This window comes from Pirellulales bacterium, from assembly GCA_033762255.1.
GTDB lineage: Bacteria > Planctomycetota > Planctomycetia > Pirellulales > JALHPA01 > JANRLT01.
Window position 1 is genome coordinate 13,524 of record JANRLT010000052.1, and the last position, 16,010, is coordinate 29,533.

Here is a 16,010-nt window from a genome sequence, read left to right on the forward strand (position 1 = left end):
CGGGGAACTAGCCTTGGCGAGAACCCCGTGGGTGAAGTAAGAATTAGGAACGAGGAAGGCGGAAGTGCTGGTATTCAATTCGTAATTTTTAATTCGTAATTTGTAATTGATCGCCGCCGTGTGGAATCTGCCTAATCAACTGACGATCGCCCGCCTCATCCTGGCGATTCTTTTATTTTGCTTGATTCCATGGGGGCATTATCTAGCCGCCAATGTGATTTTTTGCCTGGCCGCCGGAACCGATTGGCTCGATGGCTATCTCGCCCGCAAGTGGGGCCAAGTCACGGTGTTTGGCCGCATCCTGGATCCCTTTGTGGATAAAGTCCTGATCTGCGGCGCCTTTATCATGCTCGCCGCGATTGCCGGATCGGGAATCGCCTCTTGGATGGCGGTGCTGGTCACGGGGCGGGAACTGCTAGTCACCACGATTCGCAGTTTTTTAGAGGCTGCCGGCAAGGATTTTTCCGCCAAGTGGTCCGGCAAGATTAAAATGGGCCTGCAATGCGCCGCAGTGATTGCCAGTCTGGTGGCGTTGCAATATGGCGCGCAAACGCTCCCTCCCTGGTTGGCGCTCTCGCTGCCGGTGCTGGTCTGGGGGGCGGTGCTATCGACGGTCTATTCGGGCGTCATCTATATTTTTGCCGCGGGGCGGCTGGTCTAGTCCCCATCCCCACTCCTGTCCGCTCGACGCTGTTTCAGTGCTTTTCCCATGCCCGACATTCCCCAGCAGTATTGGTTCATCGCGGGCTTGGTGGCGTTTACCTGTCTGGTCAGTCTGCCATTGGGGATTGCCCTGTTGTGGAACATGCCAAGGGCCTGGCCTTACCAAGCGGAATATGATTCGCTGCCGCGACAGAGAAATTTGGCGAGTCTCCGCGCGTTGGGTTGGTGCCTCTTGGCCGCGGTCGTATGGCAATTCCTGCTAGACATGCTGACGGTGAGGTATCTTTTGCCGCGCGACATGGGGGCGGATTGGCTAGCGAAAGCCACTGTTGAACAGGCCACCATTTTGATCCGGGGCATGGTTGTGGAAAAGGTGATTTGGCTTGCCGGTGTCGGGGCCATGCTTTTGGTTTGGCTGGTCGCGGCGGAAGACGCTGCTTTCGTGCCGCTTTACCGTTTGGTGGGATTGGGTGTTCCCCGTTTTTACGAAGTAATCTGGGGCATCTTGTTTTGGTTGATTCTTTGTCCGCCGCTATTGCTGTTGCAAAGTTTACTGATTCAATTTTTTCCCCAGTTGCATCCGTTGATGGAATTACTGAAGCGGCTGAAAACAACCGCGGCGCCGGGGGCGTTTTTGGGATTATTCACCTGGATTAGCCTGTCGGTGGTGATCATGGCTCCCTTGACAGAGGAACTGCTGTTTCGCGGCCTACTGCAAAATTGGCTGCGGCGGCGGTTGGCTGTTTGGTCTCCGCCCTCCCCGGCAATCGACCCCAACATGGAACAGACAGAACAGGCCCCCCGGCAATTTTTTGGCTGGGAACGACGACTCAACCAGGCGGCTCCCGCCATTGTGCTCACCAGTTTGGTCTTTGCACTCATGCACCTGGGCCAAGGCCCCGCTCCGATTCCTATCTTTTTTTTGTCGCTGGGCCTGGGTTTATTATTTGAATTAACGGGCCGATTATGGCCGGGCATCGTGGTGCATCTTATGTTAAATTTGACGTCCACGATTCTGCTTTGGCTCGAGCTACAATCACTTAAGTAAGGTTGTTGCGGATTTTCCCCGGCTAATTTATGTTTCAGGCTAAGCTTGTTAATGACCGCCTGATTCAGGGGATCATTAGCAAACAATCCGCGCGGCCTTGATAACACCCAATTCACAGACTTTACATCATTACCCTAGAAAAAATCATGCCCACCGGATTTGGCGTTATTGGTTGCGGGGTCATCGCCCGGTTTCATGCGCGGGCGATTGCGGATACGGCGGGAGCGCGGCTGATTGGCTGTTGGGACCATAAATTTGCCAACGCTCAAAAGTTTGCCGCCGAATCCAATTGCGCCGCCTACGAGGGTTTGGACCAACTTTTGGCCGACCCGCGAATTTCCGTGGTGGTAGTGGGCACGCCCAGCGGGGCCCATGCCGAGCCGGCGGTCGCGGCCGCGCGGACGGGCAAACACGTCTTGGTCGAAAAGCCGCTGGAGATCACGCTCAAACGCTGCGATGCCATCATCCGGGCGTGTGCCGATAACGCCGTAAAGCTGGCCACGATATTTCCCTCGCGTTTTCATGCAGTAGCCCGGGAACTGCGGCGGGCCGTACTGGCCAAGCGTTTTGGCCGGATCACCCTGGCCGATGCCTACGTCAAATGGTTTCGCAGCCAAGAGTATTATGATAGCGGCCGCTGGCGAGGGACGTGGGAGCTGGACGGCGGCGGCGCGCTCATGAACCAGGGGATTCATAGCGTGGATCTGCTCTTGTGGGTGATGGGGGATGTGGCGTCCGTCACCGCGCAGTGGGGGATGCTGGCCCACCAGCGGATTGCTGTCGAAGATACCGTGGTCGCCACACTACGGTTTACCAACGGCTCCTTGGGCGTGATCGAGGCGGGAACCGCCGTTTATCCCGGTTTTGTCAAGCGGATCGACATTTGCGGCAGCCAAGGGACCGCCGTCATGGAAGAGGAATCCCTGCGGGTGTGGGAGTTTGCGAAGGCGCATAAGGAGGACGCCGCAATCCGAGAGAAATTTGCCCTACAGACAAGTGGCGGCGGGGCCAGCGATCCCAAGGCAATTGGCCATCACGCACATGCGTTGCAGTTTGCGGATTTTTTAGCGGCGATCAAGCGTGATCGTCCGCCGAAAGCGGGGGGAGCGGAAGGTCGGCGAGCGGTGGAGGTGATTTTAGCAATTTACCAGGCGGCGGAGTCGGGCAAAGTAGTCAAGCTGCCGTTAACCACTGATCCGCGATTGCGGGCGCGGAGGGGGAGCGTGAAATGATTATTTCCCTTCTCCCCCCGGGAGAAGGTGGCGAGGAACGAGCCGGATGCGGGGCGATTGGGAAAGGCAGAATTATGAATGCAGAATGCAGAATAAAAGGGGTTTTAACTCCACTCCTCCACTCCTCCAAACTCCACTCCTCCAAACTCCACTCCTCCAGCGTCCAGCAGCCCTCACCCCGGCCCTCTCCCAGAATCAGGTTGGAATAGAATAGAAGATCGCTACTGGGAGAGGGAGAAAAATACCCCTTCTCCCCCCGGGAGAAGGTGGCGAGGAACGAGCCGGATGAGGGGATTGGGAAAGGCAGAATTATGAATGCAGAATGCAGAATGAATGGGGTTTTTTCTAGCTCCTCTCCTCAAGCAGCCCTCACCCCGGCCCTCTCCCAGAATCAGGTTGAAATAGAATAGAGGATCGCTACTGGGAGAGGGAGAAAGTCAAAAACCAAATACCACTCCTCCACCCCTCCATTACTCCATTACTCCATTACTCCATTACTCCATTACTCCATTACTCCATTACTCCATTACTCCACTCCTCCAGTCTCCAACCTCCCCCACCCATGCACGCCGAAATTATTTCCATTGGCGATGAACTGACCAGCGGCCAGCGACTTGATACCAACTCCCAATGGCTTGCGTTGCAATTGGGGGATTTGGGCGTGCGGACGCTGTACCATACGACCGTGGCGGACGATATGGACGCCAACGTGCGGGTCTTTCAGACAGCGCTTGCGCGGGCGGAAATTATTGTCGCGACGGGAGGATTAGGCCCCACCGCCGACGACCTGACGCGGCAATCACTGGCCGCCGCCACTGGTCGCGAATTGAAGCTCGATCACGCGGCCTTGGCCGATATCGAGGCTCTTTTTACCAAGCGTGGGCGGGAAATGCCCCAACGCAACCGCGTGCAGGCCGAATTTCCCGCTGGTAGCCGCGTCATCCCCAATCCCCACGGTACCGCTCCCGGGATTGACCTGTTGCACACACGCGCTGATGGCACGCACAGTCGCATCTTTTGCCTGCCAGGGGTACCGGCCGAGATGCGCGAGATGTGGGCCGCGACAGTCGTCCCCTCGATCCGGGAATTTACTGGCGAAAATGGTGTGATTCAGCACCGGGTCATTAGGTGCTTTGGCGTGGGAGAAAGCGACCTTGAGGCGATGCTGCCCGATCTGATTCGCCGGGGACGTGATCCGCAGGTCGGAATCACCGTCAGCAAAGCCACGATCAGCCTCCGGATCACCGCCAAGGGTGCCGACGCGCTGGCGTGCGACCAGCTTATTGCCCCCACGACGCAAATTGTGCGCGACTGCCTGGGAGAGTTGATTTTTGGCCAGGGGGATGAAGAGTTGGAGCACGCCGTGCTCAAACTGTTGGGAACGCACAGCGCTAGCCTGGCAACCGCCGAATGGGGGAGTGAAGGTCAGATCGCCCGTTGGCTGCGCGCGGTGCCAGGAAACGAAATCAGTTATGCGGGGGGAGCGGTACTGGGGGGCCTGCATTCTGTCGGTCAATTTTTGGCAATGAAGGGGAGCGCCGCGGAATTGACCAAAGAGGAATTGACGCGTCGATTAGCCGAGCGTTGCCGGGAATTGTGGCATACCGATTATGGGCTGGCCGTTGGCCCCGCGCCGGCCAGTTCCACCAATCTAACCCAGGGGACCGCAGATACCGCGCAGCCTCCTAAGATATGGCTCTCCTTGGCAGGACCGGAAAAGACCATCAGTCTGTCGCAGCTTTTTGCGGGGCATCCCGACTTGCTCATCATCCGCGCGGCCAAGCAAGCGTTGAATATGTTAAGGCTGGCTTTGGTAAAGCGGGCCAATCGCGAAGGCAATGCGGAATAACCCGCATAACGATTTTATTTTTTAACGGTTCCTTTTCCCGCACCATTGACGTGAAAGCCACGCCGCCGTTCCAGGCTATATCGCTGCAGGGCTTCTTCGATGGTGGGATGGGCGGCGGTGGCGGGCTGCATTTGGTCGACTTCCACGGCCTTCCCCTCTAGTTGCTTATAATCCTGAAAAAACCGCCGCAGCATGGTTAGTTTGTGCACCGGCAGTTCGCTGGCGTCGCGCACGCCGCTATATTCGGGGTCATTCAGCGCCACGGCCAAAATTTTGTGGTCCCGCTTGCCGCTATCAATCATCGTCATTAACCCAATCGCCCGCGCTTGGACCATGGTCAGGGGGGCGACCGCCTCCTGGCATAATACCAGCACGTCCAGCGGGTCGTCATCCTCGGCAAAGGTTTGCGGGATGAACCCGTAATTCGCGGGGTAATACACCGCCGAATACAGCACCCGGTCCATCCGCAACAGGCCGGTTTCCTTGTCAAGTTCGTACTTGACGCTCGAACCCATGGGAATCTCGATGATCGCCGTAAATTCCATAGGCAGGTTCTCGCCAGGAGTTACATCGTGCCAAGCATGGGTCATGGAAATACCAGGAAATAGGTGGCAAATCAGAAAGGCCAGTGTAATAAAGCCTTAATTTGCGCACTCAGGCGTTAATCCGCAAGTGACAATCACGTGCGGGGCAAAAATTGCCCAAAAAACCCGAAAAATTCGCCATTTTACACCAGGATGTCACCGAGGCTAAAGAGTTTTAGCTCAAGACGACCGAAGTAGTCGAAAATTAGGCTAGAACTAAACTATGGAATTGAGTTTTAGAAAAGATGCGTCTAAGATTGTTCAGACGACAGTTGTTTGAACATTCAATAAGTCCGTTCTTAACAATGAATCCCAACGATAACCTCCACCTCGCTGTCCAATTCTTTTTGCAATTGGCAATTATTCTGGTTTTTTGCCAAATTGTGGGCGCGATTGCGGCAAAACTGGGCCAGCCCCAGGTTGTAGCCGAAATGATCGCCGGCGTGCTGCTAGGCCCATCACTGTTTGGATTATTCTGGCCGGAACTACAACAGTCGTTGTTCCCGTGGGATAAATCACAGACCATACGCGACACCCAGAGTTATCTTTTTCCCGCGTCGCAGTTGGGATTGGCGTTGTATATGTTCATCGTGGGTTTGGAATTTCGGGTGGACATTATTAAAAATCAATGGCGCAGTTCGCTGGCGGTATCGCTGGCCGGGATGATCGCGCCGTTTGCGCTGGGGGCGTTATTAGCGTGGTATTTTTATCATTATACCAATCTCTTTCCCCCGCGGACCAATCTGACAGAGGCGATGCTGTTTTTGGGGGCGTCAATGTGCATCACCGCGTTTCCCATGTTAGCGCGGATTATTGTGTACAAGGGGTTAAATGGCACCACCATGGGGACCGTGGCGATCGGGGCGGGAGCTATTGACGATGCCACGGCCTGGTGCCTCTTGGCGTTGGTATTGGCTAGCTTTGATGATAACTATCAACATGCCATCAATAGCATCGGCGGTGGCATGGCGTTTGTCCTGTTGGCCACGCTGGTGCTAAGGCCACTCTTTAAGTGGATCGAGCCGTGGCTAGTTAGAAAAGACCGCCTGACGGAAGCGGGCCTGGTGTTATGCCTGGCGGCCATGTGCCTGGGAGCCTGGTATACCGATATGTTGCATCTGCACGCGGTGTTTGGCGCGTTTATTGTCGGCTCGATCTTGCCACGGGGGCCGGTTACCCGCGATATAATCGCCCGCGTGCAGCCGCTAACGGTGGCCTTGCTGTTACCGCTGTTTTTTACGTATTCCGGCTTAAATACCCAGATCGGACTGCTCAATTCCGCTTATTTGTGGTGGATGTGCCTCTTGGTGCTAATTGTGGCCAATCTGGGGAAGGGGGTCGCCTGTTGGCTGGCGGCGCTGGCCACGGGACTTCCCAACCGCGAGGCGATGGGGATCGGCACGCTGATGAACGCGCGGGGCTTGATGGAGCTGATTATTATCAATATCGGGTTATCACGCGGAGTTATCAGCGCGGAACTGTTTGCCATTTTGGTGATTATGGCCGTCATGACCACGCTGATCGCGTCTCCCCTTTTTGAATGGCTGGTCGGCAGCGATGTCAAACCCGACCCCGATCAATCCGCGGCTACGGCGTTTGAGTGATCTGTCACTGGAACACTCGTTCCACAAAGCCGCCGATGGCATCGGCGGTTAGAGCGCATCATTCTTACCGATTTCAATTCGTAATTGATTTACTCCGTCGCCGCGGTGGTTCCCCTTTCCAGCGATTATGCAGCCACCAGTATTGCGATGGCTCCACGCGGATCATGGATTCTAATTCGCTGGTGAACCACTGCGTCAGTTCCTGCGTGGAAAGTTCCGCAGTCGCGGGATCATACGTCGCTAACAGCGACATCTCGTAATGCAGCGGTGGGCCTATCCGCCTACCGCAACTAACGCCCAAGGGGGCCTGATTAGCCAAAACAAACAGCGCGATCGCCTTGTGCGTGCTGGCGGGCTTGCCAAAAAAGTCCACCCAACATCCCTTGGGTCCGGCGTTTTGATCCGCCAAGAGCAGCAGCGTCGCCCGTCGTTCCAGCAGTTGGGCAATTTCGGGCGCGCTTCCATCCTTGGGGAGTAAATGCTGCCCCTTGGCCGAGCGGAATGAATTGAGATATTCATGCAAATAAGGGTTATCCAGTTTGCGGGCCACCGCGTAGGTTTCAAAGCCAAACAGCCCAAAGGTGTACGCCGCTAGCTCAAAATTGCCATAATGGGCGGAAATGAGCACCTTGGGCCGATCCTGCCACAACAGCCGCATCAGGCCCGCCATATCGGCAAAATCCAGATAATCCCGCCAGTTCGTCAGGTGAATTTTACGCCGCGCGTGGGCGATTTCAGCCAGCATCAGTATCAAATGCGCCCACATCCGCCGCGCGCAAATCGCCCGTTGTTCGTCGGACCAGTGGGGAAAGGCGGTCCGGAGATTTTCCACTAAAACGCGCCTGCGAATGTGAAAAAGATCATGGCAGAGCCACGCCAACCAATTCGCAAGATCCACGCAAGCGGCCAGCGACCACGATTGCAGCACGCACACGATCAAACGCACCGCCAGATAAACAGCGTAATCCCGCGCGCGGGTTGGCCAAGAGGAGATGGACTTTAGTATCATGGGCCTTTATCGACCAAAGGACCAGCATATCTCAGCAGTGCTCTTTGGAATAGTGACAAGCGCAGCGTCGTCTAAAAGGGGATGAAAATTGAATCAATAAGTCCAACGCCCTGATTGATTATCCAAGACCAATATAAGTTTAGCCGCAGATGCAAAGCGCGTGACAGTGGCTCTGATTTACAGACAGAATTCCCAAGTACATTATCTTAAGCGGGAAATGGCATTTTTGACAATGCAATCCTTTAATTCGCCGTCACTCCAGAGTTGTAAATACACTACCGCTAAAGGTCATTGTACTGAAACATAATCCCGCGATTCAAAGACCGGCCGTGTGGGGACGGGATGATACCTCGGCCAAGGGGGTTGGACACCGTGGGGTGTAAATTCGGGGGGCGGCGGGGGTACGGCGTTCAGGGGGGCATTATTTGCGGATGTGTATCCCGGCGGATGTTGCGCGCAGTCCGCGCAACGAGCTTTTCGGTTTCGTATTTGACAGTCGCCCGTCATGCGGTTGGGTTCGCCGGGCGCATCGGCCAACCCTGCCTGACTGTCGGGGAGTGGACCAACCGGCGGAGCTTGCCGCCAACTGCGCCACCACGGGACGGGACTGATCGGCCCGCGCGGCAGTTCGCAACCGCAAATCCACAGACTTGCGCCGCATAAACAGAGCGATAGTATTTGGCGAATCCCGCGCGGCATGTTGCTAGCAAGGGGAATTGCAAATAAGAGGGGTTGCTAGTGGCTATATCGGCATTTATTGCCGTCAAAGTTCACCTAACCGGCAAAGTTACGCCAATGCGGGGCGTTAGTTGCCGCTAGCGTGGTGGATAGGCGTCGGTTAGATGGGCTTATCGCTTGGGCTCGGTATGGGATGGATCCGCCGGCCGCATGATATATTTGCCCCCTAACTGAATTAACAAAAAGACCACCGCGGGTATTAGCAACGCCCAGACCCAAATATTGTCCGGCCACCAGCGGGGAGGTTGCCATCCCGCGGTATGTAATAGTCGCAACACGACCGCGACGAATAACAAATAAAACGGAATTAATAGCAAAAACAGGCAGCCGACCGAGGCCATGATCCCCTTAAAATTTTCCTCCTCGGCGGCCTCCTCCACGCGGACCTCGATACGGCGGCCGCGCTTGAGACTCCGTTCAAGTGTCTCGGTAAGTTCAATCGCCCGCGAGGCGTCATTCCATCGGGGGACGGGGGCGTCATGGCGGGAAAGTAGACGCAAGACTTGCTCATAAGCCGCACCGCCGACACTCCACGTGACAGGGGGTAACGTAGACACCGCTGGGGGAGCTTGACCGCCGTATTGGGCCACGTTTAAGCCCCGCGGCACGGGTGGAGGATTGAACCGCAGCAAGCATTCACCGGGCGGGTCCCAATCTGGCAGGGTCCATTCCGCGGTTCCCAAATTCCCGCGCAAAAGTAGTCGCACGCCGCGGGGGCCCAAGCCGGGGCTAACCGTCCAGCGAACCCCCGTCCCCCCCACGCAGTCAAGTTGCACGCTCAGATTCCCTAGATCCATTTCTCGCGCATCACCAGGATTGGTATTGGACGCCAGACTGGGTGGGGATGTTTGACTCTTATTCGCGGGTAAATTAACCAGGTTGGGTTTGCCGCCGTGCCCCCCCGCCAATCCCTGAACCGCGCTCACCTCGCCGCATAGCGCGCGGATCAGATCCAGATCGCGGCTAAACTGCCGCAACACGTCATCCGCGGCGCCGGGGGGTAGCTCGCGGTGAAGTTCCACAGCGGTAATCGGGCCAAGGGGCGAGTCCGCCGGAACGCCCAGCCATTGGGCCATTTCGCTGATATGGGGATGCGTCCGCCAGGGTAAAAAGGGCCATAAGGCGCTAGCACCGTTGCGCTGCTGCAATTCCAATTCATACGCCAGTAAGAGAGAATTGCACGCCGGGTGAGCGACAACCAACGGCACTTGCAGCATCAACAACTGCCGCAAGCGGGCCTCGGCCTCGTCCTGGGTGGGGGATATGCCAAGAATGATCGCATCCATCGCGGTCGCATAGCGGCCATCTTCCACGATATCCCGCCAGTCCAAAAGAATTTGGCAATCGGGCTGCTCCGCCAACAATGGGGCGTGATCGGGGGTGGCATTGGCCAACAGGCGCAGCTCGGCCCGATCTTCGTCCAGCAAATACTGGACAAAATTGCAAATGTCCGTGTCATGACCAATCAAACCCAGACGTAGTTTTTGCAAAGGGGATGTTCCGGTAGGCGACGACGGTAACCTTAAAATACACGTATGACGAGGTACTATTTTTCTATCTTAGCAAATTATGATAAATCGCGTAGTGGAGCGACAAATTGTGGGTGATAATGTTTGCTGGCAATTCCAACTAACTTTTTTGGGGTTAAATTATGCTTGAAGGGGGTCAAGAGCCGGTTACTGAAAGTGTGGAAAAATATTCCACTCGCAAGCTTATTATAAAATTCTGCGCCGGGATATTTTTGGGTTTGGTTGGTCTGGTCTTTGCGGTATTGACCATTGCGATCTTGATTGCTTGCTTGGCCCAGCCGCTAAAGATTAAACAAGAGGGTTTATTTTTATTAGCGGTTATGGGTTTATTGGCAATCATATGCCTGCAGTTTTGTTATGGTTTTTTGTTCAATCGTAAGTCAGCGGATGGAAATTATCTTTCGCCCTGGACGATAGGGGTTTTTGGAATCTTGCTTTTTTCGGTACAGCTGGCGATGACGCTAAATGATCAAGACTGGAAATCTTTTATAAGGACAGTGCCGATTAGCTTGTTAATGATTATAAGCTGGTTGGTGCCACTGATAAGAAAATTAACGCAACAGCCAGTAGATCCGCCAGCATCCCAGTAACGGGGCTGTTGAATTAATGTGGGCAAATGCTTTTTTGCCTGCGACCAATATTAGACGTTACTCAGTATGCCGCGCGGCGCGTCGCGGCGCGGCTAAACATGGTAAACATTTTGACCCCCGGCCAAAACGACAAATTCGCCATCTGCTATGGTGGGACTGCGCCGGTATTGTCTTTGTAAAATTACCAAACCGCTAGCGGCTTGTCGCCACCCTACGGCACTAAACAGAATCTCCCGTCTCCCGCCTCCCGCCTCCGATACCATGGGCGGCTTTGTGGCTCTATCCAGTTCTATCCCATATCGCTAGTCCCGTCCGGCGGACGGGACCTACCCTTTTCCCCCGACCTCCGCCTCCCACCGCCGATACCATCGGCGGCTTTGTGGCTCTATCCTCTATCCCCTAATTCATCCGCACACGGAGTGTGCGGACGACACTCTCCGCCGTCGCCATACCAGCCACGTCATACCAGCGATGCCTACCATAATGGTTCCCGGCTCAGGGATGCTGGCCACGGCCAGGGCCACCGCCGCGCCGGCGTCGATCCGTCCATGGCCAAAGAATTGGTCCCGGCCCGGGGCACCCAGATCGACCGCGCTGTCGCGGAGGATTTGCTCGACTTGATCGGGGGTTAGGTTGGGGTTGACCGACCAGATCAGGCCCGCCACGCCCGCGGCCAGCGGTGTGGAAAAACTGGTTCCCCCGCTGAGCAGGGCGTAGCCGTTGGGGGCCAGGGGCGGGTCCGCCGCCACGATGTTTTGGGCCGGGGCGACAAAGTCCACAAAGTTGCCAAAGGAACTGCCATTATTAGTTGATTGCACCCAACGTTCGTCGTTGGGGTTGGTTCCACCAATAAAGATTAGCGAGGGATAATCGGCGATTGTTTCTAAGCGGTTGCTGTTTCCCGCTCCCACAAAGACCAAACTTCCCTTGGAACGGGCGTAATCGGCGGCGTCCGCCACGATGCCGGGATCCCCCAACGTGTAAGACACGTTAATGATTTTGCACCCCTGGTCGGCCGCCAGGCGGATGCCATTGGCGATGGATTGCGCGTTCGTTTGGGCCGTATCATTGGTAATGCGGATCGGTTGGATCAAAAAGTTTCCCACTCCCGCGCCGCCGATGTTGTTGTTAATTTGCATGGCCAGAACGCTAGCCACGTACGTTCCGTGGCGAATGGAGGTGTTCCCCGCTGCCAACTGCGCATCGGTAAATGGTGGAAAGATGGTGGGACTGCCCAGTCCCGCCACCGCCGTGCTGAGCGCCGGCAACACGCGACTGGTCAGATCGGGCGTGGTGCTTATGACTCCGGTGTCCAGGATCGCCACTTTGAGCGTGGGATCCCCCAGAGTCACGCTCCAGGCGTCCTCCAAGTGCATCTTGGTTGAATACCACTGCAAATTTTGCGGCGCGCGGTAGTAAAAGTCGTTGGGCAAAAAAGGAACCGCCCACGCCTGACTGAGGATTCCGCCAAAGAAAGCGCAACACACGAATAAACTGCGAACGGGCAAAGGCATCACAAATGTCTCTTCAAGGGTGTATGGGTTGAGCGTGCAAAGCGGGCAATTGTGCAAAAATTGCCTATTGATACCAGCGAGCATGCCGCCGCGTCGCAATAAGGGCGTCGCGCGAACAGTGGACCGCCGGGCTAGCGAATCAAAGGATAGAAAGCGTTCGTTAGCGTGCTCTGCTGAAAAGAATGTTCCTCACACACCTGTATTGTAACTTCCAGGAACGGTTATCGCGAGAGTTTGGCGGGTCCAGCACCAAAAAAGTGCTTGACTTTTGTCGCTGTATAGTGTATATGTATACACTTATCGGGGCGGGGGAGCGGTGTTTTGTCGATTTTAACAATAAAACCGCGATTCCCCAGCAAGAACCGTAGGTAGAGGCAAAACGCAGATAAATCAGAAAGGCCCGGGCATGTCCACCGAAATCCAAACTGACGAACTGGCCGCGGTGTTGGACCGGATCGCGGGGGAAATTTTGCGGCAGGCGGGGGTGATCGGCCCGCCGGTGAATGTGTTGCAGTTGGCAATTCGTCTGGGCTTTCAGATCGCTTGGGACGAACGGCAGACCGCCCGTGCGCGCTTGGCTCGTCCGCCCCGACCGGGGAATGGGTCGGCGGGGGGCGGATTGATTTTATTGCGCCACGAACCACGGCCCGAGCGTCGCCAATGGGCGGTGGCGCATGAACTGGGGGAGGCATGGTCCTGGCGGGTGTTTGAGATGTTGGATCAAGATCCCCGTACCACGCGGCCCGCCCTGCGCGAGCAAATTGCCAATTGGCTGGCGGGACGCATTTTGGTTCCGGGGGCTTGGTTGACAGCGTCGGGGGAGGAATGGGACTGGGATTTATTGCGGCTAAAACAGCGATTTAGCACCGCCAGCCATGAATTGATCGCGCGGCGGATGCTGGATTGCGAACCGCCGGTCGTCATTACCGTTTTTGACCAGGGAAGCATCGTGTTGAGACAAGGGAATTTACGGCAACGCCCGCCGCGCTGGTCGGAAAGGGAAGAAGCGTGCCGCCAAACCGCCATTGTCGAGGCCCGGCCCGAGGAAGTAACCGGCAATCCCCGCATTCGCTGTTGGCCATTGACCGAGCCGGGCTGGCTGCGGGAAATTATCCGCACCGAATATTCCGCTAAGATGGTGGAATGGGACTAGGGGGACACAAAAGGATCCCGTGGCGGTAATTAACCAGCATCATCCCGTCGCGGCTATGAACCTGCATCACATTTTGCCACGTTTTCAGTGCGGAATGTTGTGTTTTGGCATCATACTTCTTCAACTGAAAACTCCCCGGCGGTAATTTCTAAGTAATTGCTATTTATGGCTTTAGGGTGGTTTTTGTGGGTTTTGCAGGGGGCTGGCATTAGCCTTGCAATTGAGGTGTCGCAGGACGTTGCCCACCAGGGTGGCGTGACACGACCTTGTGCCTGCTCGGGAATTCAGCCCGCAGCGTCAGCAAGGGACTTTTTGCCTTTGCTATTCACGGAATTCTGGCGAATTCCGCTACTGAGAAAGCCTGCCCATGCCAGCCGTCGCTTGTACCCCCGCCAACTTACCCGCCAAGGCCGCGCGATATCAGTCCCTGGATATGTGGCGCGGGATCGCGTGTCTGCTCATGGTGGTGTTTCATACCACCATGCAGGTCACCCTCCCCACCGAGCAGGCCGCGCCCGCCAGTGATTGGCTAGGCCGCCTGGGCCAAACCTTAATCTTGGCCACCGCCCGGATGTGGGTGGGGGTGCCGGTTTTCTTTGTGATTAGCGGTTATTGCATCATGGCCACGCTGGATTCGCGGCGACGCGGTAAAGGCGGATTGGGGGATTATATTTTGCGGCGCGTGCGGCGAATTTATCCCCCGTACTGGATAGCGCTGGCCGTGGCGGTGATTGGCATCTGGGCGGTGGAGGCCGCTGGTTGGCACGGTCTATTTAGCGAGGGACGGTTTACCATTCCCCTGCCGTGGGAGATGACCGCCGCGCAGTGGATTGGCAATTTGACATTAACCGAGACCTGGCGGCCGCTTATCACGACCGATCCCATGTCGCACTTGCTGCCAAACACCTGGACCCTGTGCTATGAGGAGCAGTTTTATCTGGTGGCGGGTGTGTTGTTATGGATGGCCCCGCGCAAGATTTTTACCGCTGCGGCGATCTTTACCGCGCTCAGTTTTGTGGTCAAGGTGGTCGCGCATAAACTGAATGTGCCGCTGTTTGGCACGTTTTTGGATGGGCGGTGGCTGCTCATCGCGGCGGGGATCATGGTGTACTACCGGATCAATTATGCCACCTTATGGCAAGGCCGCGCGATCGAGGCGCTATTGCTGATCGGCGTGCTGACCAGCGATTTAGGCCCGGCCAGCTTGTTTGATGTGGAACCGACGAACGACCTAGAGCGGCTGGCGGGTTTTGGCTTTGCCTTGTTGATTTCGCTGCTCTACAAGTTTGACGCGCGGATCATGGGAACGGCGGTGGCGCAGACGTTTGCCCGCGTGGGGACGATGAGCTACAGCGTGTACTTGATCCATCCGCTGGTTGCCAAGGGGATCAGTTATGGCCTGTATCGCAACGGTTTTACAGCACCCTGGTTCACGCTGCTGGTGGTGATTCCCGCGTGTTTGGCCGCTTCACTGATGTGCGGCTGGGTCTTTTATCAATTGGTCGAGCGTTGGTTTTTGAATCAACCGCTGGCTGCCCGGCAGTCGAACGTCGCGGAAAAAATGACGGCGGAAGCAAGCGGGAATATCGTCCAGCCCGTCGAATTGTCAACCGCTTTGACCGCCTCCGTGACCGGCCCGGCATTTCAAACAACTCTTGGTCCGATTTGGCCGGATATTGACCAGCGGTTGGCAGCCTCAACAACTGTCACAGGGACATCGTCAACAACGACCACTTCGATCACTTGATTTCCTTCCTCTGGGCAAGCAGGCTAAAGATTTGCAATTGTCAGTTACACACAACCAGGAACGACAACCATGCGACAAATGTGGATCAATATAAAATCAACTTGTTTCCCGAGCTGCTTGCGGGCAATGCTGGTTTGGGCCGCGGTGCTCATGGTACAGTTTGACACACACGCCGCCCCGCCAGCCCCGCTCCCCTGTTTTCATCCCGGTGCCTATCACCTCCGGGCGTTGCCGGGTCCCGCGCCGCAAATTATTTTGTCCCAGCAAGTCACTTACTCCGACGTGCCGCCGCCAGTTTGGCAACTTTCGCCCCAACAGCGGGATTATGAAATCGCCCGTGTGCGGGGAATCCTGGCCCAACGGCTCGATCGCGACCGGACGCAGCTTCTCTTGGAAAGCCAAATCCGCATCGCCCGTGGCGAGGTCGAGGCTTTTCGTCGCTTGCAGCAAGAGTATGCGGGCTTTAACCGCTTTGTCGGTGGGGGAAATCCGTTCCCCGTTTCAGAAGAGCAAATGCGTTTGAATTTAACCGCCGCCCAGGAAAAACTGCGAATTTTAGAATGGGAACAAGGCCGCTTTGATCAATTTGGTCAGTTGCAGGGTTATTTGCGGGATTTGGAAGCAGCGCAAATTCCAGCAGCGCAAATTCCCCTGCCGAACGACTTGCAGCTCAAGGAGGAGAAACCGTTGCGGTAAAATAAGGGATATGGGTATATTGATGGTCGGCATTTCTTTTCGCATCTAGGGAAC

Annotated in this window: 14 protein-coding genes; 9 read left to right on the plus strand and 5 right to left on the minus strand. The window is 55.9% G+C overall.

Annotation, left to right across the window (positions count from 1 at the left end; translation table 11 throughout):
* The first annotated feature begins 106 nt into the window (after positions 1–106).
* From pgsA to SFX18_15050, 4 genes are all read left to right on the plus strand, one after another.
* Entirely contained in the window at positions 107–661 is a 555-nt protein-coding gene (gene pgsA, locus SFX18_15035) for a CDP-diacylglycerol--glycerol-3-phosphate 3-phosphatidyltransferase (GenBank protein MDX1964465.1), read from the plus strand.
* 48 nt (positions 662–709) lie between these two features.
* Positions 710–1,711 carry a CPBP family intramembrane glutamic endopeptidase gene (locus SFX18_15040; protein MDX1964466.1) on the plus strand — a complete coding sequence of 334 codons (1,002 nt, stop codon included), beginning with the start codon at positions 710–712 and terminating at the stop codon, positions 1,709–1,711.
* A 146-nt stretch (positions 1,712–1,857) separates the two neighbouring features.
* Positions 1,858–2,943, plus strand: coding sequence for a Gfo/Idh/MocA family oxidoreductase (locus tag SFX18_15045; protein ID MDX1964467.1), 1,086 nt, complete (start codon positions 1,858–1,860; stop codon positions 2,941–2,943).
* A gap of 562 nt (positions 2,944–3,505) precedes the next feature.
* The gene (locus tag SFX18_15050) at positions 3,506–4,792 is read left to right on the plus strand and encodes a CinA family nicotinamide mononucleotide deamidase-related protein (protein ID MDX1964468.1); all 1,287 of its coding nucleotides are present in this window, start codon (positions 3,506–3,508) and stop codon (positions 4,790–4,792) included.
* Between the two features lie 14 nt (positions 4,793–4,806).
* Here SFX18_15050 and SFX18_15055 read toward each other — a convergent pair whose 3' ends face one another.
* Positions 4,807–5,382 carry an inorganic diphosphatase gene (locus SFX18_15055; GenBank protein MDX1964469.1) on the minus strand — a complete coding sequence of 192 codons (576 nt, stop codon included), beginning with the start codon at positions 5,380–5,382 and terminating at the stop codon, positions 4,807–4,809.
* Positions 5,383–5,681: 299 nt separating this feature from the next.
* Here SFX18_15055 and SFX18_15060 point away from each other — a divergent pair, with 299 nt between their 5' ends.
* The gene (locus tag SFX18_15060; GenBank protein ID MDX1964470.1) at positions 5,682–6,980 is read left to right on the plus strand and encodes a cation:proton antiporter; all 1,299 of its coding nucleotides are present in this window, start codon (positions 5,682–5,684) and stop codon (positions 6,978–6,980) included.
* Between the two features lie 73 nt (positions 6,981–7,053).
* Here the strand turns inward: SFX18_15060 and SFX18_15065 are convergent, their stop codons facing one another.
* The 3 genes from SFX18_15065 to SFX18_15075 all read right to left on the minus strand — a co-directional run bounded on the left by SFX18_15065 (position 7,054) and on the right by SFX18_15075 (position 10,217).
* A complete protein-coding gene (locus SFX18_15065; GenBank protein MDX1964471.1) occupies positions 7,054–7,989 on the minus strand; it encodes a lysophospholipid acyltransferase family protein in 936 nt (311 codons plus the stop codon).
* Between the two features lie 288 nt (positions 7,990–8,277).
* Positions 8,278–8,688, minus strand: a complete 411-nt coding sequence (locus tag SFX18_15070; GenBank protein ID MDX1964472.1) for a hypothetical protein — start codon at positions 8,686–8,688, stop codon at positions 8,278–8,280.
* A gap of 149 nt (positions 8,689–8,837) precedes the next feature.
* Positions 8,838–10,217 carry a hypothetical protein gene (locus SFX18_15075; GenBank protein ID MDX1964473.1) on the minus strand — a complete coding sequence of 460 codons (1,380 nt, stop codon included), beginning with the start codon at positions 10,215–10,217 and terminating at the stop codon, positions 8,838–8,840.
* A gap of 161 nt (positions 10,218–10,378) precedes the next feature.
* Between SFX18_15075 and SFX18_15080 the strand changes: the two genes are divergently transcribed.
* Entirely contained in the window at positions 10,379–10,846 is a 468-nt protein-coding gene (locus SFX18_15080) for a hypothetical protein (GenBank protein ID MDX1964474.1), read from the plus strand.
* A gap of 404 nt (positions 10,847–11,250) precedes the next feature.
* Here the strand turns inward: SFX18_15080 and SFX18_15085 are convergent, their stop codons facing one another.
* Complete coding sequence (locus SFX18_15085; GenBank protein MDX1964475.1) at positions 11,251–12,360, minus strand: S8 family serine peptidase; 1,110 nt, start codon at positions 12,358–12,360, stop codon at positions 11,251–11,253.
* Positions 12,361–12,766: 406 nt separating this feature from the next.
* Between SFX18_15085 and SFX18_15090 the strand changes: the two genes are divergently transcribed.
* The 3 genes from SFX18_15090 (at position 12,767) to SFX18_15100 (ending at position 15,956) form a co-directional block, all read left to right on the plus strand.
* Positions 12,767–13,513, plus strand: coding sequence for an ImmA/IrrE family metallo-endopeptidase (locus tag SFX18_15090; protein MDX1964476.1), 747 nt, complete (start codon positions 12,767–12,769; stop codon positions 13,511–13,513).
* Between the two features lie 367 nt (positions 13,514–13,880).
* The gene (locus SFX18_15095) at positions 13,881–15,260 is read left to right on the plus strand and encodes an acyltransferase (protein ID MDX1964477.1); all 1,380 of its coding nucleotides are present in this window, start codon (positions 13,881–13,883) and stop codon (positions 15,258–15,260) included.
* A 69-nt stretch (positions 15,261–15,329) separates the two neighbouring features.
* Positions 15,330–15,956 carry a hypothetical protein gene (locus SFX18_15100; protein ID MDX1964478.1) on the plus strand — a complete coding sequence of 209 codons (627 nt, stop codon included), beginning with the start codon at positions 15,330–15,332 and terminating at the stop codon, positions 15,954–15,956.
* Positions 15,957–16,010: the final 54 nt, after the last annotated feature.

Coding starts and splice junctions, on each gene's coding strand:
- SFX18_15040 (MDX1964466.1), top strand. CDS start 710: ATGCCCGACATTCCCCAGCAGTATTGGTTCATCGCGGGCTTGGTGGCG.
- SFX18_15045 (MDX1964467.1), top strand. CDS start 1,858: ATGCCCACCGGATTTGGCGTTATTGGTTGCGGGGTCATCGCCCGGTTT.
- SFX18_15050 (MDX1964468.1), top strand. CDS start 3,506: ATGCACGCCGAAATTATTTCCATTGGCGATGAACTGACCAGCGGCCAG.
- SFX18_15055 (MDX1964469.1), bottom strand. CDS start 5,382: ATGACCCATGCTTGGCACGATGTAACTCCTGGCGAGAACCTGCCTATG.
- SFX18_15060 (MDX1964470.1), top strand. CDS start 5,682: ATGAATCCCAACGATAACCTCCACCTCGCTGTCCAATTCTTTTTGCAA.
- SFX18_15065 (MDX1964471.1), bottom strand. CDS start 7,989: ATGATACTAAAGTCCATCTCCTCTTGGCCAACCCGCGCGCGGGATTAC.
- SFX18_15070 (MDX1964472.1), bottom strand. CDS start 8,688: ATGCCGCGCGGGATTCGCCAAATACTATCGCTCTGTTTATGCGGCGCA.
- SFX18_15080 (MDX1964474.1), top strand. CDS start 10,379: ATGCTTGAAGGGGGTCAAGAGCCGGTTACTGAAAGTGTGGAAAAATAT.
- SFX18_15085 (MDX1964475.1), bottom strand. CDS start 12,360: ATGCCTTTGCCCGTTCGCAGTTTATTCGTGTGTTGCGCTTTCTTTGGC.
- SFX18_15090 (MDX1964476.1), top strand. CDS start 12,767: ATGTCCACCGAAATCCAAACTGACGAACTGGCCGCGGTGTTGGACCGG.
- SFX18_15095 (MDX1964477.1), top strand. CDS start 13,881: ATGCCAGCCGTCGCTTGTACCCCCGCCAACTTACCCGCCAAGGCCGCG.
- SFX18_15100 (MDX1964478.1), top strand. CDS start 15,330: ATGCGACAAATGTGGATCAATATAAAATCAACTTGTTTCCCGAGCTGC.